The organism is Bradyrhizobium sp. th-b2, from assembly GCF_000426785.1.
In the GTDB taxonomy this organism is placed as follows: Bacteria; Pseudomonadota; Alphaproteobacteria; order Rhizobiales; family Xanthobacteraceae; genus Bradyrhizobium; species Bradyrhizobium septentrionale.
Map to the genome: position 1 here is coordinate 174,148 of NZ_AUGA01000001.1, position 13,818 is coordinate 187,965.

Consider the following 13,818-nt stretch of genomic DNA (forward strand, 5'->3'; position numbering starts at 1 on the left):
ATTTCAAGCCGGCACAAAAGCCAATGGCCTCTCCGGCGCCGGAGAGGCCATGATTGTTTGTCGTGAGTGTCTTGCCATTCCAAGCTCCCCCGGATGAGGAGTTACAAGTTCTTCTCGTTCGAGCGGCCCATATTGGCCTTGCGGGCGTCGGCGATCACCTGCTCGAACTGGTCCATGCTGAGCACACCCGGCACGCGATACTTGCCGACGATGAACGAGGGCGTGCCGTTGAAGCCGAACGCCAGCGCCTGCTCATTGTTGCGCGCCAGGATCGCGTCGATTGCCTTGGCGTTGGCGTCGAGATCCTTCTTCAAACGGTCCATGTCGAGGCCGGCGCCCGAGAGCAATTCGGCGATGCGCGGCTCGGTGATGCGCGAATTGACCGAGATCATCGCTTCATGCGCGGCCTCGAACTTGTCCTGGTACTTTGCCGCCAGCGCCATCCGCGACGCGACCTTGGAGACCGGCCCGAGGATCGGCCAATCCTTCAGCACGAGACGGACCTTGCCGTCGTCCTGCACCACCTGACGCAGCTCCGGCGCGAGCTTGCGGCAATACGGGCAGTTGTAATCGAACCATTCGACGATGGTGATGTCGCCCTTGGGGTTGCCGATCACCGGAATATCCGGATCACGCAGCACCTGCGCCTCGGTCAGAACGTTGTCGTCCTCGGCGCGCGCGCTGCCTGCGGCCAACAGCGCGATGCCGGCACCGAGCAGGCCGAGCGCGCCGCGGCGGGTGGCACCGGCGTTGGTCAGAGGCGATTTCGTCAGATGGTTCATGGCTGGCTTTCGCAAGGGCACTTCGCCCTTCTACGTTCAGGACACATTGATGTTACGCAGCAGCATATAGATCGCCACCACGATAATCACAGTCGCAAACACGATATTAAGCGCGCCGCGCCGCTCCGACAGGTGCCGGGCGCTGCGTGTACCCATCAGGCCGCCTGCGACGCCGCCGGCGACGAATAGCCCCGCCAGCCCCCACGACACCAACCCGGACCACGCATAGCTCAACGCCGTGGTCATGCCGAAGGCGGTGACGGCGACCAGCGAGGAACTGACCGCGTTCATGATCGGCATCCCGGTCGCCAGCATCAGGGCCGGCACGATCAGGAAGCCGCCGCCGATGCCAAAGAAGCCGGACATGGTTCCGGTCGTCAGCCCGAGGCCGATGATCGCGGGCATGTTGGACATCGACATCTTGACGTCGGTCACCCCGACCCGCGCGCGGGTCTTCAGCATCAGGCCCGCAATCGCCAGCATCACCAGCGAGAACAGCGCGAGCAGCTTCTGCCCCTCCAGCATCTTGCCGAGGATCGAACCGCCGAAGGCCCCGCAAATGCCTGACAGCGCGAACACCAGCGCGCAGGACCAGATCACGGTGCCGCCGCGGGCGTGGTTGGAGAGGTTGATCGCGGCATTGGCGGCGACCGCGATCGCCGAGGTGCCGATCGCGACATGCGGCTCGGGCACGCCGACCACATAGACCATCAGCGGCACGGCAAGGATCGATCCGCCGCCGCCGACCAGGCCCAGCGAAAAGCCGCCCAGCAGGCCCGATGCCAGCCCAAGCACGCTTTGAGTTACGGAAAACACCAAGGGGAACAGACTCACGTTTGAGGCCGCAACCCTAGAAGGATTTGCTGCCGAACGCCATACCAACAGCACAAAACTGCCCTGCAGCCTGATGCCGGATCATGCTCAGCGCACCAGATAGGTCGCGGCGAACGGCACCAGCAGCGAGGTGACCAGCGCGTTCAGGCTCATCGCGATCCCGGCAAACACGCCGGCAACCTCGTCGACCTGGAAGGCGCGTGCGGTGCCGATGCCATGGGCGGCGATGCCGGCGGCAAAGCCGCGGCCGCGGAAGTCGGTGATCCCAGTGAAGTTCATCAGCGGCGTGACGATGATCGCCCCCATGATGCCGGTGAGGATCACCGACACCGCCGTCAGCGACGGATCGGCATGCAGGGATTCGCTGATTCCCATCGCGACGCCGGCGGTCACCGATTTCGGCGCCAGCGACAGGATGATGTCGCGCGGCAGCCCGAACGCCTGCGCCAGCAGCACCACCGAGACGATCGCGGTGAGCGACCCGACCGCGAGCGCAACCAGCATCGGCAGGATCGCAGCCGCGACCCGCCTGCGGTTCTCATAAAGCGGCACGGCCAGCGCGACCGTCGCGGGTCCGAGCAGGAAGTGCACGAACTGCGCGCCGGCAAAATAGGTGGTGTAGGAGGTTTTCGTCACGAGCAGGAATGCGCCGATGATCCACAGCGAATGCAGCACGGGATTGGCGAGCGGATGCCGCCGGGTCTTCAGCGACACCGCATCAGTTGCGGCATAGGTCAGCAGCGTCACGGTCAGCCAGAGCAGCGGCGACTGCGAGAGATAGACCCAGAGCGAGAACGGATTATCGCTCACGGCCTGTCCTCCTCGCGCGGCAGCAGACTGCTCGCCGCAACGAAGGTGGCGACCGTCGCCAGCAGCGTCACAATGACCGAAACCGCCAGGATCACCAGGATCGCGACGCCGTGCTCGGCGAGCAGATCGAGCTTCTGCACCACGCCGACGCCGGCCGGAATGAACAGCAGCGAAAGATTGGCCAGCATGGCGCGGCTCGCGCTCTCGACACCGTCATCGCCGAGCGGCCCGCGTGCCAGCGCCGGAAAGCGGTCGCGCGCCAAGAGCAGCAACAGCAGCAGCAACAGCCCGACCACCGGCCCCGGCACCGGTACGCCAAGCGCCCGCACGCCGACCTCGCCGACCAGCTGACAGAGCAGGATCAGGCTGAGGCTGGCGATCATGACGAGACGCTCACGTGAAGCATCCGCGTATCAGGTCGTTGTGGCGGGAGCTTGTCAATGCGGCGATCTCGGGAGGATGCGCAGATGCTGGGCACGACGGCTTCACAGTCCCGTCATCCCCACGCAACGGCATCGCCGTTGTCGCTGGACGTGCGCGCTCTTGCGCGCTTCGAAGGATGCACGGCCACCCGGGCCGTCGATGCTTCGAGACGCCGCTACGCGGCTCCTCAGCATGACGGGGATAGATTGCTCGTCACAATCTATTGCGCGCGCCGCTGCAGCGCCATCAGCGTGCCGCTCATGGTCGCGATCAGCGTTTCGACGCCGTCCTGTACTGCATAGGCGCGGCCGTCGCAGACGGTCAGCGTGCGGCCGGGCTTGACCACGACGCCGCGGAACACGAACCGCTCGCCGCGGGCCGGTGCCAAGAGATTGGTCTTGAACTCCACAGTGAGGATGTCGGAGCCGTCGGGCATCAGCGTGAAGGCGGCGATCCCGCAGGCATTGTCGAGGCCAGCAGTGATGATTCCGGCGTGCACAAAGCCGTTCTGCTGGCAGAACTCCGGCGCATAGGGCATTGCGAGATCGACCTCGCCGGGCTCGATGCGCGCGATCGAGATGCCGAGCGTCTGCATCGCGCGCTGCTGCGCGAATGTCGCGGTCGCGACCGCGCGATAGTCGGGATTCTTCGGTTCGAAACGCGGCATGGCGGTCACGCGATCGCAGGTTCTGCGGGCACGAGGTGCGGCATCGCGGCGTAGCGGATCGCCGGCGCGAACGGAACCGACTTGCGCGCCGCGCGGTCGATATGTACGGCCGCGATCTCGCAGGTCGCGGCGACCTCGCCGGTCTCCGCGTTGCGCATCTCATGCAGGAAGCGGATCGACTTGTCGCGGAATTCGACCAGCCGGCTCTTGACCTCGATGATATCGCCGGCGAGCAGCTCGCGCTTGTAGGAGATGGTCTGCTGCACGGCGGCCATGCCGCAGCCGGATTCGCGCAGATAGGTCGGCGTCAGCCCGATCCGCGCGAACATGTTCCAGTTCGCCTCGTCGAACTTGCCAACATACCACATCACGTTCATGTGGCCGATGTGGTCGCAATGCCATGGATAGACCGTGCCGCGGTAGGTCGCCTCGCCCTCCATCGTACGCCTCCTCGATTTGTGATACGGTAGCGTATCAGGGACAAGGCGGGCTAGCAATACGGTACCGTATCAAAGCATGATCCGGAAAAGTGCGAAGCGGTTTTCCCTCGCGACAAACGCAACGCGTTTGCGCGGAGATCATGCTCGAACAAGAGATTAGTGCGCGATGACGCTCCCATCGTGCATGAGGGTGCGCGGAGATCACATGACTGAAAGCAAGGGCGACGTCTGGGTCGCGGCCGGCTTTGCCGAACTCGCCCATACCGGCGTCGACGGCGTGCGGGTCGAGGTGCTGGCCAAGAATCTCGGCGTCACCAAAGGCGGCTTCTACCGCCGCTTTCGGGATCGCGCTGCGCTGCTCGAGGCCATGCTGACGCGCTGGCGCGACGGCCGCATCGCCGCGATCGAAAAGCAGACCGCACTCGACGGCGCGAGCGCGCGCGAACGGCTGAAGGCGATCATCACGCTCTATTCGGAGCGCATGAACACCGAGGCGATGGCGGTCGAGCTCGCGATCCGGCAATGGGCGCGCACCGACGAGGCGGCGGCCACTGCCGCCGCGAGCGTCGACGCCGCGCGGCTGAAGAATGTCGGCCAGCTCTATCGCGCCACCGGCCTAGCGGCCGAGGAGGCTGATGCGCAGGCCTTCCTGTTCTACTGCTTCATCTTCGGCCAGAGCCTGCTGTTTCTCGAGCGCGGCCCGCGCAAGCGTGCGCAACTGCTGGCGCAGTCGGCGGACAAGTTGCTGGCGGAAGGCCCATAGAGCGTTTTCGAGCGAAGTGGATGCCGGTTTGCGTGAAGAAAACGCGTCAGAACAAGAATCCGGAGCCAATCGAAAAGCGGCCGACTGGCGCCGGCCGCTCTCGTCGAAAACGCGTATCGGAAGGGCTCAGGCGCCCTTCAGGCGCTTGTTGCATTCGCTGTAATAGCCGCCGCCCTTCTGGATCCACTTCAGGCCTCCATTGCCGCCCGTGGTCTTGTTGGCGTTGTACTGGTCGACGCAGGTATGCATGCGTCCCTTGCCTTCGGACTCCTTGGCATATTTGGGATCGATGGCGTTCGGAAACACGGCGGGCCCTGCCGGCAGCGCCGGGGCTGCAGCGGGGGCGGCTTCCTTCTTGGCTTCCTTCGGCGCGGCCGGAGGGGGCACAGCTGCAGCAGGCGGCGGAGCGGCAGGCGCCGCGGCCGGGGTCGCGTCGGCGCCGCATTGAGCCTTGCGGAAATCATTCCACTTCTGGCCGGCGAGGGTGCCGGCTGTCTTGGCCGCCTGGTACTTGGCGCTGCATTCCTGCGCGGTCAGGGCCTGCGCCGGTGCGCTCGCCGCAAAGGCTGCAAAGCCCGACACCGCAATCACACACAACAATCTGGTTTGAATGGTCATCCCTGGTCTCCCTTTGGGGGGCATTGGCATAAGACCATTATCCTAGCGCAACCCGGACTTGCGACAACGCGCGGACGCGCCTCCCCGTCAAAATATTGTGGCGGCGGGACCGCCGCACGTTCATCCACGGTTCAGCATCGCCGCGCAACGTTTCGACCTCCTTTCCTCACGAGGTGCCTTCATGACGAAGATTTCCACGTTCGCGACCGCAACCGCCCTTGCCTCCCTGCTGCTGATGGGCGGCGCCTTCGCACAAACCGCCGCGCCTGCCGCCAAGGACGCCGCTCCGAAGGCGGACACCAAGGCGCCGAAGGAAGCCAAGCCGCGCACCGCCGAGTCGCTGGAATGCTCGAAGCAGGCCGACGCCAAGGGCCTGCATGGCAAGGAGCGCAAGAAATTCCGCTCCGAGTGCAAGAAGGCGGGCGGCGCTGCCGCTGCGCCGGCGGCCACGAAGTAACGCTCGGACATCTTTGATGTCCTTCACCCTCCCCCACCGGGGAGGGTGAAAATCTGTGCGCCAGGCTAGTTGCCCGCGTTTTCCGGCGCAATGCTGCAATCGCGAGATGCATTTGTCCCGTGGTTGCGAATTTGCCATAAGGCGGCGTGACCCTGATCCGCGCTTCGATGGCAACGGCCATTTCCGACCGCAGCAAAGTTCTGAACGGGCTCGAGACACTCGTCATCGGCGCTGCCGGCGGCTTGCTGTTTTTGTGGGCAGAATTGCCGGGCGGCCTGATCTCGGGGGCGATGGCCGCGGTTGCGATCGCCGCACTGATGGGGCGGCCGCTCGCGGTGCCGCCGGTGCTGACGCAGTCGGTGCTGCTGCTGCTCGGCATTTCGCTGGGCTCGCTGATGTCGCAGCAATTGCTGCAGCATATGAGCTCCTATCCGCTCACCATCGGCCTGCTTGCGCTGGCCACGTTCTGCTCGACCTTCGGCTCAAGCCTCTATCTCCAGCGCGTCCACGGCTGGGACCAGACCTCGGCCTTCCTCGCCGGCAGCCCGGGCGCACTGTCGCAGATCACGATCCTGGCCGCGGAAAAAGGCGCCGACGTCGCGGCGATCGCCGTGGTGCAGACCATGCGCGTGATCATCCTGACCGCGGCGCTGCCGCTGGTGCTGGCGCTGACCGGGGTGACGCACGGCGCGCCGCCGGCATTGCCGACCTCGGTCGCCTCACCGCTCGGACTTGCCGCGCTGGTCGCCGGGTCGATCGGCGTTTCACTACTGCTGCGCTGGGTCAAGTTTCCGGCGAGCTGGATGTTCGGCGCGATGCTCGCCTCCAGCCTGCTGCATGGCTCCGGGCTGGTCGATGGCGGCCTGCCGCCCTGGATCCGCAACGTCGCGCTGGTCGGCATCGGCGCGCTGATCGGCACCCGCTTCGCGCGGATGAAGACCTCGACCCTGCTGAGCCACGTCAATGCCGGACTCGGCTCGTTCGCGATCGCGATTCTGATCTCCGCCGTGTTCGTCGCGGTGATCGGCTTCACCACCCATGTCCGGCTCTCCGACGTCGTGGTCGCGTTCGCGCCCGGCGCGATGGATGCGATGCTGGCGCTGGCGCTGCATATCGACCCGATCTTCGTCGGCGCGCACCATCTGTCGCGCTTCCTGTTCGTCACCATCTCGACGCCGGGCATCATCCATCTGTTCGGACGGCCGCAGGACGACGTCGACGATTGACCTACCAACCGTTATCCTGAGGTGCGAGCGGAGCGAGCCTCGAAGGATGAACGGCCCGGCTGGTGGCCGTGCATGCTTCGAGACGGCTGCTTCGCAGCCTCCTCAGCATGACGGATTGCGAGGCGGACGGGCCTTATCCGTGGAAGCGTAGAATGGGTAGAGCGAAGCGAAACCCATCGCTCTCGTTCCGCCGATAGCGAGATGGCGGGTTTCGCGGAGCCTGTCATCGGGCGGCGCTTTGCGCGGACCCGTTGGCTCTACCCACCCGACAGCTCCAATCCCGATCATGCCTCGGCCGTCGACTGGTTCGGCTGATCGCGGAACGATCGCGCCAACGCCGTCAGCTCCACGGGATCGAACCACAGCTCTTCGTCCCGGTCGGTTTGCAGTTTCGCGACCGCTGCAGCGCGCCACAAGGGCCCGGTGATCCGGGCATAGACCGAATCGGGCTGTGCTTCGTTCCATTCCTCGAGCCGCTCCCTGGCGACTGCGCGCCATAACGCGGTCAGCCGGCAGCTCGCACCATGTATCTCGGCGATCGCGTATCTCGGGCGCTGCTCGCTCATCAACGTAGCGATGAGATTGCGCCCGCTCTTGAGGCGCATCAGCGTCTCATTGGCCAACAGCAACAACTCAACGGGGACGCGGCGCACGATGATCAGCATAGGCTCGTCTGTTGCGCAAAGTCGGGGACGGAGACGGCGGGATAGCCTCCACCTTGAAACACCTGACATGCGTCAGGGCCTTCGCACGGGAAGCCGCTATCTTTGCTTCCGGAAATCGATGCTGCGCAGGACGATCCCGGGCGGCGCGCCCTCGAACTCCTTCGCCTGGTACTTGCCGTCGGCGCAGGCTTCGATGCGCTCGCGCAGGCGCATGAACTGGGTCTCGCGGTGGCCCGCGCGCCCGAGCGCCCCACCTTCCAATTCATCCATGGCAGAGGTCGAGATCGCGCAATGGATCTCCTTTTGGTCGTCGTGCATCGAAAAGAGTACGACCATCCTGTCGTACTCGTAGCTGATGAAGCGACCCTGCCTAAGCGTCATGTGACCGGTTCCTTCAAAGCCGCGCAGTGGTCCTGGCTCATCGCGGCTCGGTGAGCCGGACAAAATCCTCGAGAATTGCCGTGACCAGATCGCGATGCCTTGTATCCTCCGGCGGCAGGCTCGCTGCGTACAGATTCAGGACGTAGCGCGCCTTGGCGGCGACCTCCGGCCACGACGTCGCGGGTGCCGCCAGCAGTCCGGTTTCAAGCGCGGCCTGACGTTCGCGCAGATCCCTCGCGTGGGTCTCGATTTCCGCCAGCGCACGGCGAATATCGGTGGCCTTCTGCGCCGCCATGCCGCGGTGGCGATCGAGGTCGAGCGGCTCGTCAGTCATTAGATGCGCTCGCGTCGATACGCTGGGCGTCCGCGAGATCGACCGAGCCGATCGACACCATCTCCGTCGCCAATCCGCGCGAGCCTTGTGCCGGGACGATGATCATCGTGGCGACACGGCGGAACGCCGCGAACGAGAGCCCTTCGATCGCCTCTTCGTCGGTAATGACCTCATAGGCCCCTGCAGGCAATTCACGATCGATGCCTCTGATCCGGAATGGATGCCGGAAGGTGACGACTTCACGTTGTGAGCGGATGGTCACGGGCCAGCCTTTTGCGAAACGTCTTGCTGCAGTGCGGCCCCACGGCGAGCATGCGCCCCTTCGGCCGTAATAGCCACAGCTTTCTGGGCTTTTTCGGCTTTCCGGGCTCTATCGCCGAGGCCGGAGCGACGGGCCGCTTGCCATTGCGTGCCGTGCGTTGTTGCCGCAGCGCCGCCGGATACTTTCGCGCTCGCTATTTGGGTGACATCGGCCTACGCTCGATGATCATCGCGTGTCCCCACGACATCGGCCGGTGACTGAGGGCCGCGCGCGCTGCCGCCGCAATGAACAGGAAGCATCTGTTGCGGCTATTTCGGCTGGCCGAATGGATCGTGGCATCCATCGTCGTTCCGCTGCTGCCTGCTTTGGTGTGTTCGCAGCGGCTCTCTTCCACACCTCACGCGTTTTCGCGAAGCCGCCATTGCTTCGCGCAAATCCACGTCGACGTCAGAGCCTGCCCCCACGGCCAAGCTCTGGCGGATCGATCCGATCCTCTCGAGAAGCACGATGGAGACCGTCATGTCCAAAGGCGAGCGACGCAGCAACCGGGAAGCCAAGAAGCCCAAGAAGGAAAAGGTCAAGGTGATCGCCGCGGCTCCCAGCCTTAAGGGCGGCGGACAGCCGAGCTTCGCGCCGGGAAAGAAGAAATAGGTCGGTTGAGTGAGGCCTGTTCTGTCAGGCCTTCACGTCAGGCCTTGGCCGCCTTCGCCAGGCCCCAGCCGGCGATCGCAGCCATCAGCAGCGAGATCAGCACATTGTAGCCGGCAAGCGAGATGCCGAGGAAGCGCCACTGCACCTCATCGCAGCGGACCACCTTGACCTTGTCGAGTTGATCCAGCAGCGAGCCGGCCTTGCCGAAATCCACCAGCGGTCCGGTGCAATCGGTCGGCCCCGGCCAAAACCCCCATTCGACGCCGGCGTGATAGGCGCCGAGCCCGGCATTGGCGAGCGCGGCGAGGCCGAGGATCACGAGCCCTGCAAGCAGCAGCCACCGCGGCGCACCGCGGGCCGCCGCCAGCGCGACCACGGCGCCGAGCGGAAGCGCGAGGTAATAGGCATAGCGCTGCTCGAGGCAGAGCGGACAGGGCATGATCTCCAGCACCAGCTGGAAGAACCAGGCGCCGGCCAGCGTCGCCGCCGCGATCACGGCAATCGCCAGGGCCGAGCTCAGCGCCGGATTGCCGGCGGCGGAAGCATGCGACGGATGGGCGGTGGCGAGCGTCACGGCATTCCTCCTGCGAGCATCATTCGGAAGGGCCAAGCCCCCTGCTCCATGGTTCAACCGAGGTCGTATCGCGCGAAAATACCGCTGTCGAGGCGCGGGACAATCACATCCGCGCGGGTTGACCGTGACGGGCCGGCCGCTATAGTCCGCGGCGCTTCGCAACCCCGGCCGTTTTCCTGGCCGGGAGCTGGCGAATGCCCCTGTGGCGGAACTGGTAGACGCGCTCGACTCAAAATCGAGTTCCGCAAGGAGTGCTGGTTCGATTCCGGCCAGGGGCACCAGCCTTCGCTGCTTCGCAGCTACGGCCGGGCGAGCCACGACGGGCTCTATCCAAGCGAAGCAGAGAAGGCTGTCCCGCCGAAGCCTTGGCGAAGGCGGACGCCCGGGCACCGCACCGCGTGGCGCAGCCGCGCGATGGCCAGAAGCGCGAAGCGTGTCCGGCGAAGCTTGAGCAGAGCGAAAGCGAAGACGGACCGCCCCAAGCGAACTGCAATTGCGCGCACAGCCCGCGCCGAAATCCCAATCCGAAATCATCAAGACGCCCGCCGCCAGCATTCCGCAAGCCGATCTCAAGCACGCCCGGAAACAGCCGTCGTCGCTGACTACGACATATCCCAACGTGAGGATGTCGGCAGCGGAGCTATTAACCCTGGAGCTTGCCTGGGTGGGATCGTTCCGCCATCATCCCCGGAGGAGCGTCTGGAAAGCAGGAAGCGATCATGACCACCTATGTCGGCACCCTGGGGGATGACAGCCATACCGGCACGGAAGATGTCATGTATGGCCTGGATGGCGCCGACACGCTCAACGGCAACGCCACCACCGGAGGCGGACAAACGCTCTATGGTGGTGAGGGGAATGACAGCATTTCCGGAGGGAGCCCCACAGGCCCAGGCATAAGAATCTACGGCGGGGGTGGAAACGATACTCTCTCGGGTATCGGTGCATTCTATGGCGACGGGGGCAACGATTCGATTACCGCAACCGGTCAAGGCGGCGCTTTCGGAGGCGATGGAAACGACACCATCAATACATCTCTGAGCGGCTTTTATGGCGGGGTTGCCTACGGCGGTACCGGGGATGACCTGCTGACCGGAACCGTTCTGTATTGGGATGGCGGCGACGGAAACGACAGCCTGTTTGGTGGCTACGCAGCCATTGGCGATACGACATTTACATTCGGTGGCAATGGCAACGATCTCATCGTGCTGACCGGCGCCAACGGCACAGGCGGTTCAGCGATCTACGGCGGCCTGGGCGATGACAGCGTCTACGGCGGGGGCGCGCAAGACACCATCGTCGGGGACGCCGGCGTGGATCTTCTGGAAGGCGGCGGCGGGGATGACTGGATCTATCTGCCGACTGGCGGTGGAAACGCCTACGGCGGCACCGGCAACGATGTGCTGATCGGTTCGCAGGTGTACGACGTCCTCAACGGCGACGACGGCAATGACGTGCTCTACGGTTACGGCGGCAATGACTACCTCTATGGCGGCGCCGGCAACAACACGCTGTACGGCGGCGATGGCACGGACATCCTGCTCGGAGGCGCCGGCAACGACTATTTCGACGGCGGCACGGGGGTGAACTACTATTTCGGAGGCGGCGGCAGCAATACGTTCGTCTCCAATGACGTGCCCAGCGTGCAGGTGGTTCAGGATTGGAATAGCGCGACCGACGTCGTGCAACTCAATGGCTCCGGCTTCAGCTCCTTTGCCGACGCGCTGTCGCACTCCTATCAAAACGGCGCCTACTTCGTTGTCCAGGTCGACGGCGACACCGCGGTCTGGCTCAATGGTGCCACGGCAGGCACGCTGACGGCGGCGAACTTCTCGATCGTCAGTTGACCGCGGGCCCGGCAGCGAGTTCAGGTACGCGTGGATGTCGGCAGCATCCTTGCTCAGCCGGCAACCGGAATATCAACTTGTGCAAGGACTCCCCGTCCATCGCGCCGATTTTCGACAGTCAGCGTCATATTGTTGCGCTGAGCAACCTTTCTTGCAATCGCGAGCCCCAAGCCGGTGCCTTCGATATCGACCGGCGCAGCGCGATAAAACCGGTCGAAGATCCTTGGCAACGCATGCTCTGGAATGCCTATTCCGGAATCTAGGATTCTGACCGAAATAGCCGAGTTCGACTTGGCAATGGAGACCTCTACAGAGCCACCGAACGGCGTGTAGCGGACTGCATTGTCGATCAGGTTAGCAAAGAGCAGGCGGAGTTCTGCATCATATGCCTCAATGCGGACATCCTCATTCAAGGACATATCAAGTTCGACGCCGCATCTGGCGGATGTCGGGACAAACTCCGAGACGACAGAAAGCATGACCCCCTTCAAGTCGATTTCAGCACGGGCATGGTGCAGCATCGGGCCGTCCAGCCTGGCCATCCTTAGGAGTTGTCCGACCATCGCGCTCGCACGCCTTATGCCCTGGCTCAACTCGCTGAGGATTTCACTCTTGAACGCGGCACCAGACTGACGGTGGAGATTGTCGATCTGAATCTGCAGCGCAGCAAGCGGCGTGCGCAGCTCATGCGCGGCTTCCGAGACAAACTGCTTTTGCTGCTCGACCGCCTGCCGATACCGGTCGATCAATTTGTTGATTGCACTAATGATCGGCAGGAACTCGTTGGGCATACCACCAGGGTCGACCGGATCCTTGGCCTCAACACTGCGGGCTGCGAGCGCATCCGAAAAGTTGGCCAAGCGACGAAGCAACTGATCGACCCCGAGAATTACCGCGATCCAAGCAAGCGGAAACGCGGCTAGCAGGGGCACTCCGGCGGCCGCAGCGGCATGATTGGCGATCTCCATCCGCGCACTCTGGCGCTGCCCAACTTGTGCGAAAAGATGACCATCGCCCGCTGTGTAGACCCGCCAAAGGTGGCCGCCGGCCTCGATGTCGGAAAAGCCGATCCTGGTTGATCGAGGCAGCCGATCCATTTCAGGACTTTGGTGAACAGTTTCACCGTCCTCGCGCCAGACCTGAACGGCAACGCGATTCTCGACTTCCGTGTTGCGGAGCGGCCCAAGTGCAGCTTCGGACAAACCGCGCCCGGCGTTGACTGCGATCTGCTGCAATTCGTTGTCGAGCAGCTTGTTGATCTCAACGATCGCGACATGCCTTGCTGCCGCAACGACGATGGCCGCGATGAAGATGATCAGGAGGCTGCTCCAGATCAGCGCTCGTCGGCGCAACGAGCTCAAGCGATATCCTTCGTGACCATCCATCCGGCGCCTCGCACATTGCGAATTATGTCCTTGTCGAACCGCTTTCGAATAGAATGAATGAGCACAGCGACGGCATTGCTCTCCACTTCCTCGCCCCAGCCATAGATCTGCTCCTCGATCTGCGCGCGAGATAGGATCATCCCGGGCCGTTGCAGCAGGACACGCATCAGCGCAAACTCGCGCGCCGACAAAATCAGCTTGACGTTCTTATACTCGACCTCGTGAGTTGCAAGGTCGAGCGATATCTCGCCACTTACGATCACCGATTGCGCCTGACCGTGGAGCCGGCGCATAACCGCGCGCATCCGGGCGAAGAGCTCGCCGAGCTCGAACGGTTTGACAATGTAGTCGTCGGCACCAAGGTCGAGGCCAACGATGCGGTCATCGACGCTGTCGCGCGCGGTGATAACCAAGATCGGTAGCGTTTTGCGCGCGAGCCGTACGCGCCTCAGCAGATCCAATCCCGACATCTCGGGTAGACCGAGGTCAAGCAGTACAATCGCATGCTCATCGCGGTCTGAGCCGAGCACCGCGTGTCCATCCGCGCCGGATCGCACCCAGTCGACAGCCATGCCCTCGTGCTCCAGGCCACTCACAAGGCTCCGACCAATCAGAGCATCGTCCTCGATCAGCAACACACGCATAGTTTGCGCAGACGCTTCCCCCTCTTGTTCCCCAGCGATGGATCGTAGGGATACG

19 protein-coding genes and 1 tRNA gene are annotated in these 13,818 nt (G+C 63.9%); 6 read left to right on the top strand and 14 right to left on the bottom strand.

Annotated features, from left to right (window positions below; genetic code table 11):
- Positions 1-101 precede the first annotated feature (101 nt).
- The 6 genes from K359_RS0100810 to K359_RS0100835 all read right to left on the bottom strand — a co-directional run bounded on the left by K359_RS0100810 (position 102) and on the right by K359_RS0100835 (position 3,956).
- Positions 102-782, bottom strand: coding sequence for a DsbA family protein (locus K359_RS0100810; RefSeq protein ID WP_051345925.1), 681 nt, complete (start codon positions 780-782; stop codon positions 102-104).
- Positions 783-818: 36 nt separating this feature from the next.
- Positions 819-1,598: a sulfite exporter TauE/SafE family protein gene (locus tag K359_RS0100815; RefSeq protein WP_029077622.1), complete on the bottom strand. Its 780-nt coding sequence runs from the start codon at positions 1,596-1,598 to the stop codon at positions 819-821.
- A 105-nt stretch (positions 1,599-1,703) separates the two neighbouring features.
- Entirely contained in the window at positions 1,704-2,426 is a 723-nt protein-coding gene (locus tag K359_RS0100820) for an LrgB family protein (protein WP_029077623.1), read from the bottom strand.
- A complete protein-coding gene (locus K359_RS0100825; RefSeq protein ID WP_029077624.1) occupies positions 2,423-2,809 on the bottom strand; it encodes a CidA/LrgA family protein in 387 nt (128 codons plus the stop codon). The genes K359_RS0100820 and K359_RS0100825 overlap by 4 nt, the downstream gene beginning before the upstream one ends.
- A 260-nt stretch (positions 2,810-3,069) precedes the next feature.
- Entirely contained in the window at positions 3,070-3,516 is a 447-nt protein-coding gene (locus tag K359_RS0100830; RefSeq protein WP_029077625.1) for a PaaI family thioesterase, read from the bottom strand.
- 5 nt (positions 3,517-3,521) lie between these two features.
- Positions 3,522-3,956, bottom strand: a complete 435-nt coding sequence (locus K359_RS0100835; RefSeq protein WP_029077626.1) for a thioesterase family protein — start codon at positions 3,954-3,956, stop codon at positions 3,522-3,524.
- 205 nt (positions 3,957-4,161) lie between these two features.
- Between K359_RS0100835 and K359_RS0100840 the strand changes: the two genes are divergently transcribed.
- A complete protein-coding gene (locus tag K359_RS0100840) occupies positions 4,162-4,719 on the top strand; it encodes a TetR/AcrR family transcriptional regulator (RefSeq protein ID WP_029077627.1) in 558 nt (185 codons plus the stop codon).
- A gap of 126 nt (positions 4,720-4,845) precedes the next feature.
- Here the strand turns inward: K359_RS0100840 and K359_RS0100845 are convergent, their stop codons facing one another.
- Complete coding sequence (locus tag K359_RS0100845; protein WP_029077628.1) at positions 4,846-5,337, bottom strand: hypothetical protein; 492 nt, start codon at positions 5,335-5,337, stop codon at positions 4,846-4,848.
- 181 nt (positions 5,338-5,518) lie between these two features.
- Here K359_RS0100845 and K359_RS0100850 point away from each other — a divergent pair, with 181 nt between their 5' ends.
- On the top strand, positions 5,519-5,794 hold the full coding sequence (locus K359_RS0100850; RefSeq protein WP_029077629.1) for a PsiF family protein: 276 nt from the start codon (positions 5,519-5,521) through the stop codon (positions 5,792-5,794).
- A 146-nt stretch (positions 5,795-5,940) separates the two neighbouring features.
- Positions 5,941-7,020: an AbrB family transcriptional regulator gene (locus K359_RS0100855; RefSeq protein ID WP_156928294.1), complete on the top strand. Its 1,080-nt coding sequence runs from the start codon at positions 5,941-5,943 to the stop codon at positions 7,018-7,020.
- A 284-nt stretch (positions 7,021-7,304) separates the two neighbouring features.
- Here the strand turns inward: K359_RS0100855 and K359_RS0100860 are convergent, their stop codons facing one another.
- The 4 genes from K359_RS0100860 to K359_RS0100875 form a co-directional block, all read right to left on the bottom strand.
- Positions 7,305-7,685: a hypothetical protein gene (locus K359_RS0100860; protein ID WP_029077631.1), complete on the bottom strand. Its 381-nt coding sequence runs from the start codon at positions 7,683-7,685 to the stop codon at positions 7,305-7,307.
- Positions 7,686-7,781: 96 nt separating this feature from the next.
- Positions 7,782-8,066: a DUF1488 family protein gene (locus K359_RS0100865; protein WP_029077632.1), complete on the bottom strand. Its 285-nt coding sequence runs from the start codon at positions 8,064-8,066 to the stop codon at positions 7,782-7,784.
- Positions 8,067-8,103: 37 nt separating this feature from the next.
- Entirely contained in the window at positions 8,104-8,400 is a 297-nt protein-coding gene (locus K359_RS0100870) for a hypothetical protein (RefSeq protein ID WP_029077633.1), read from the bottom strand.
- Positions 8,393-8,662 carry a hypothetical protein gene (locus tag K359_RS0100875; RefSeq protein WP_029077634.1) on the bottom strand — a complete coding sequence of 90 codons (270 nt, stop codon included), beginning with the start codon at positions 8,660-8,662 and terminating at the stop codon, positions 8,393-8,395. Before K359_RS0100875 ends, K359_RS0100870 begins: the two co-directional genes overlap by 8 nt.
- A 507-nt stretch (positions 8,663-9,169) precedes the next feature.
- Here K359_RS0100875 and K359_RS60995 point away from each other — a divergent pair.
- Positions 9,170-9,313, top strand: a complete 144-nt coding sequence (locus K359_RS60995) for a hypothetical protein (protein WP_156928295.1) — start codon at positions 9,170-9,172, stop codon at positions 9,311-9,313.
- Positions 9,314-9,350: 37 nt separating this feature from the next.
- Here the strand turns inward: K359_RS60995 and K359_RS0100885 are convergent, their stop codons facing one another.
- Complete coding sequence (locus K359_RS0100885) at positions 9,351-9,887, bottom strand: disulfide bond formation protein B (protein ID WP_029077635.1); 537 nt, start codon at positions 9,885-9,887, stop codon at positions 9,351-9,353.
- A 196-nt stretch (positions 9,888-10,083) separates the two neighbouring features.
- Between K359_RS0100885 and K359_RS0100890 the strand changes: the two genes are divergently transcribed.
- Both K359_RS0100890 and K359_RS50810 read left to right on the top strand, forming a co-directional pair.
- Positions 10,084-10,168 (top strand) — tRNA-Leu (locus K359_RS0100890).
- A 438-nt stretch (positions 10,169-10,606) separates the two neighbouring features.
- Entirely contained in the window at positions 10,607-11,734 is a 1,128-nt protein-coding gene (locus K359_RS50810; protein WP_051345926.1) for a calcium-binding protein, read from the top strand.
- Positions 11,735-11,787: 53 nt separating this feature from the next.
- Here K359_RS50810 and K359_RS0100900 read toward each other — a convergent pair whose 3' ends face one another.
- Positions 11,788-13,119 (bottom strand): ATP-binding protein, encoded by a 1,332-nt coding sequence (locus K359_RS0100900; protein ID WP_035975784.1) that lies wholly within the window; start codon positions 13,117-13,119, stop codon positions 11,788-11,790.
- A complete protein-coding gene (locus tag K359_RS0100905) occupies positions 13,092-13,763 on the bottom strand; it encodes a response regulator (RefSeq protein ID WP_029077637.1) in 672 nt (223 codons plus the stop codon). The genes K359_RS0100900 and K359_RS0100905 overlap by 28 nt, the downstream gene beginning before the upstream one ends.
- Positions 13,764-13,818 lie beyond the last annotated feature (55 nt).

What these genes read in the sequence shown, in the direction of transcription:
- K359_RS0100840 (WP_029077627.1), top strand. Translation starts at nt 4,162, where the DNA reads ATGACTGAAAGCAAGGGCGACGTCTGGGTCGCGGCCGGCTTTGCCGAA.
- K359_RS60995 (WP_156928295.1), top strand. Translation starts at nt 9,170, where the DNA reads ATGGAGACCGTCATGTCCAAAGGCGAGCGACGCAGCAACCGGGAAGCC.
- K359_RS0100900 (WP_035975784.1), bottom strand. Translation starts at nt 13,119, where the DNA reads ATGGATGGTCACGAAGGATATCGCTTGAGCTCGTTGCGCCGACGAGCG.
- K359_RS0100830 (WP_029077625.1), bottom strand. Translation starts at nt 3,516, where the DNA reads ATGCCGCGTTTCGAACCGAAGAATCCCGACTATCGCGCGGTCGCGACC.
- K359_RS0100835 (WP_029077626.1), bottom strand. Translation starts at nt 3,956, where the DNA reads ATGGAGGGCGAGGCGACCTACCGCGGCACGGTCTATCCATGGCATTGC.
- K359_RS0100870 (WP_029077633.1), bottom strand. Translation starts at nt 8,400, where the DNA reads ATGACTGACGAGCCGCTCGACCTCGATCGCCACCGCGGCATGGCGGCG.
- K359_RS0100825 (WP_029077624.1), bottom strand. Translation starts at nt 2,809, where the DNA reads ATGATCGCCAGCCTCAGCCTGATCCTGCTCTGTCAGCTGGTCGGCGAG.
- K359_RS0100860 (WP_029077631.1), bottom strand. Translation starts at nt 7,685, where the DNA reads ATGCTGATCATCGTGCGCCGCGTCCCCGTTGAGTTGTTGCTGTTGGCC.
- K359_RS50810 (WP_051345926.1), top strand. Translation starts at nt 10,607, where the DNA reads ATGACCACCTATGTCGGCACCCTGGGGGATGACAGCCATACCGGCACG.
- K359_RS0100810 (WP_051345925.1), bottom strand. Translation starts at nt 782, where the DNA reads ATGAACCATCTGACGAAATCGCCTCTGACCAACGCCGGTGCCACCCGC.
- K359_RS0100850 (WP_029077629.1), top strand. Translation starts at nt 5,519, where the DNA reads ATGACGAAGATTTCCACGTTCGCGACCGCAACCGCCCTTGCCTCCCTG.
- K359_RS0100905 (WP_029077637.1), bottom strand. Translation starts at nt 13,763, where the DNA reads ATGCGTGTGTTGCTGATCGAGGACGATGCTCTGATTGGTCGGAGCCTT.
- K359_RS0100845 (WP_029077628.1), bottom strand. Translation starts at nt 5,337, where the DNA reads ATGACCATTCAAACCAGATTGTTGTGTGTGATTGCGGTGTCGGGCTTT.
- K359_RS0100865 (WP_029077632.1), bottom strand. Translation starts at nt 8,066, where the DNA reads ATGACGCTTAGGCAGGGTCGCTTCATCAGCTACGAGTACGACAGGATG.